Annotated in this window: 3 protein-coding genes; 1 reads left to right on the forward strand and 2 read right to left on the reverse strand. The window is 70.8% G+C overall.

Translation table 11 applies throughout. The features are described from left to right. Positions 1-393: 393 nt before the first annotated feature. On the forward strand, positions 394-1,671 hold the full coding sequence (locus tag ABZ641_RS31005; protein ID WP_359987156.1) for a hypothetical protein: 1,278 nt from the start codon (positions 394-396) through the stop codon (positions 1,669-1,671). 17 nt (positions 1,672-1,688) lie between these two features. On the opposite strand, the gene ABZ641_RS31010 is transcribed toward ABZ641_RS31005, so the two are convergent. After that, positions 1,689-2,123, reverse strand: coding sequence for an ATP-binding protein (locus tag ABZ641_RS31010; protein WP_344624831.1), 435 nt, complete (start codon positions 2,121-2,123; stop codon positions 1,689-1,691). A 134-nt stretch (positions 2,124-2,257) separates the two neighbouring features. Then, positions 2,258-3,054, reverse strand: a 797-nt coding sequence (locus ABZ641_RS31015; protein ID WP_359987159.1) for an STAS domain-containing protein, incomplete at its 5' end; no start/stop codon positions are given.

Consider the following 3,054-nt stretch of genomic DNA (forward strand, 5'->3'; position numbering starts at 1 on the left):
CCTCCCCCTGCCCAGCGGCCCGAAGTCTGGAGAGTCGAGGGGCTCAGTGATCGTCGCCCGGCAGAAGCTCTGTTAGGGATCGGGTCCGTTCCGCGGGCAAGCCCGCGACGGCCGTGCCCAGCGGTTGGCGAGGACCGGCCACGTGATCGACAAAGGCCGCAGCGGTTGGGGGCCGATGCGAAGGGCGACGATGCCGAGTCGCCAACGGACAAGACCCACCGTGGGAGAACCGGGTGCGCGGTCATGACCCGGTTGTAGATCGAGCTGCCGCTCGGGCCGGGACCGGTGTCATTGAAGTTTGACTGTCTGCCACTCAACTTTGACGGCCGGCATCAAGGCCTTGCGTCGATATCCGATGGCTACATGCCTGTGGGCCGGGCAGGGTTTGCAATGATGAGCGATGAAGACGAGATGCGCTACGCCCCTTTCGACTCGGTCGAGGGGCTGCTGCAACGAGGCCGCGGCCTGGGAGCCGTGCTTGCGGCGACGGACCCGGCTGTGGCCACCCCGCATGTCGACGACGTGCTCCGACGTGACTGGCGATGGGACGAAGTCGACGACCGCTCCCGCTATCTGGCGCGGCTGATCCGGGACCTGGAACTGTCACCCGCCCCGGCCATCGATCTGCTGACCGGCTCCGAGCGGGACAGCGAGCGCGCCACCGGTGTGCTGGAACTTCTCGCGCTCGCCGGATCGGACGAGAGCCGGGACGCGCTGCGGTCCTACATCCGCGAGGGCGCGCACTGGGGCCGCGTACTGGAGTCGGTGTCGGACCTGTGGCCGGTCGAGTGGTGGGAGGACCTGGGTGACGTTGCCCGCGCCCGGATCGGCGCGGAGGAGGAATCGCCGTGGTTCTTCGAGCCGTGGACCCGCTTCGGGATCGAGATACAGCGTCCTGTGTCTCGGCCGTCCCGGTCGGACCTGTCCACCTGGGGCGAGGCTGAGCTGCTCGCCGTCCTGGCCGATGCCCGCGTCGGCGACGGCCGCAAGAGCGCCGTACTCGGCGAACTGGCCCGGCGGGCGCCGACCGAAGGACTGATCCCGCTTGTGCCCTCGCTCGGCACCAATGACGGCAGGTCCCCGCTGCCGCTGCTCCGGCAGGCAGTGCAGGACCTCGGCGGCCTCGCCCTACCGGCAGCACGCCGCTGGGCGGCGGACGAGCAGGAGTGGCTAGCCGCACTCGGCGCAGAGGTACTGGCCGACCACATGGGCCCGGAGATCATCCCGGAACTCGTGGCCGAACTCGCCAACCAGTGGCGCACCCGCGCCTGGTGCGGACCCGACCGCACGGCGAAGCGACTGACCCGCTTCGGTCCCGCAGCCGCCGAGGCGGCACCACTGCTCCAGCGGTTCTGGCTGCGCACCCCGCACTCGTACGAGCGACCCGCTTATCTCAAGGCGCTGGCCGCCATCGCACCGGCTGGCCTGGAAAAGGCCCATGCCGAGTCGCTCTGGGACTGCGAAGACCAGGCACGGCTGCTGGCGATCGCCCACGCTCCCGGCTCCACGCCGGTCCTTGAGCAGATCGCGGCACTGCGCGACGACCCGATGGAGGATCCGGAGGTCAAGGCCGCCGCCACAGAGCGACTGACGACGGGCCAGACCTTTATCGGTGAAGAATCCCGTCGATCACCTGCCGGTGGTCACGCCACCGCCTGCACTGACACATGATCTGTGCCGGACAGTGCCTAGTTGTCCAGGAGCGGGTCGGGGTCCGCCAGCGCGGCGCGGCGCGCTCGTTGAGGATCCGGTGCAGCTGCGCAACGGGAGCTCCGGGACGGTAGGGAGAGGTCGGCCCAGACGGTCTTGCCGCCATTGCCGTCGAGGGTGCAGCCCCAGTCGGTGGTGATCCGGTCGACGACGACCAGGCCGTGCCCGTGTGGCACGTGCGGCCGGTGCGGTTCCACCCGGTGCGGTGGGGTGGGGCTGGGGTCGGTGACGGCGATGCGCAGCCGTTCGGGAGTGCGGTGGAGCTGGAGGACCAGCGGGCGACCGGCGTGCTGGGCGGCGTTGGTGAGGAGTTCGGCGGCGACGAGGACGGTGTCGGCGGCCACTTGACCGGCGGTGGTGGGCAGGTGCCAGTCGGCGAGGGCGGTGCGGGTGAAGTCCAGGCCCTGGCTCACGCACGCTGCTTTGTCGCCGGGCAGGAAGTCCAGTCGACGCCGGTCCGACACGACGGGATAGGGGGAGGGGCACATGGCGGTTCCCGGTAGAGGGACGAATCTCCGACCTTGACGTCTGCCCCGACCCGTGCGCTCTACGCGCCGGAGGCGGGCGGTTCCTCGCGGTGCCGGGCGGCTTGTCCGGCTGTGGCGTAGACGGGGAACAGCCCTGCGGTGTCGGTGATCTCCAGCACGCGGCGCACCGCGGCGGTGGGCGCCACCAGGACCGTCGGTACTGCCAGGTCGGCTGCCGCGATCCGGGCTCGTAGCAGGGTGTTGAGGCCGCCGGAGGCGAGGAGGTCCACGCCGCTGAGGTCGACCGCGAGCACGGTCGGGAGGTCGCCGAGCGCCGTGTCGAGGGTTCGTTGCGCTTCGTCGGCGGTGCCCTGGTGCAGGTCTCCGGCGAACACGCACACCACCGCGGGGCCGATGCGTCTCGTGCTGGTCTTCAACTCGCTCGACATGGCTGCGCGCCTTCCTGCGGGAGGGGACGGCCTGTCGGGGCCGTACAGGGCGGCGCGGACGCTGCGGCGGGCCGTGAAGAGGTGGTCGGTGCCCGTGATCTTCAGCAGCCTTTCGACGTGGGCGGGAGGTGCGGCGATCACGAGCTCGACGTCGGCTGCCTGCGCGGCGAGGCGGGTTTTGAGCAGAGCGTTGAGGCCGGTGGAGTCGCAGAAGGCGAGGCCGGACAGGTCGACGATGAGCCGCGGCGGGCGGGCTTCGACGGCCGTGCCGAGCGCGTCCTCCAACGCGGTGCGCTGGTCCTGGTCGATCTCGCCGGCGAGGTGGAGGATCAACGCCGTGCTCGCAACGTCCGTCGAGGTGATCCGCAGGGTGCGTGTGGTGCCGCGGCGGGTGGGGGCGGGCGGCGGGAGGTGCAGGGTGGTCATGG

The organism is Kitasatospora sp. NPDC007106 (assembly GCF_040634455.1).
GTDB classification, from domain to species: domain Bacteria; phylum Actinomycetota; class Actinomycetes; order Streptomycetales; family Streptomycetaceae; genus Kitasatospora; species Kitasatospora arboriphila.

Excerpts from the sequence above, each read along its gene's own strand:
- ABZ641_RS31005 (WP_359987156.1), top strand. The coding sequence starts at position 394 with ATGAGCGATGAAGACGAGATGCGCTACGCCCCTTTCGACTCGGTCGAG.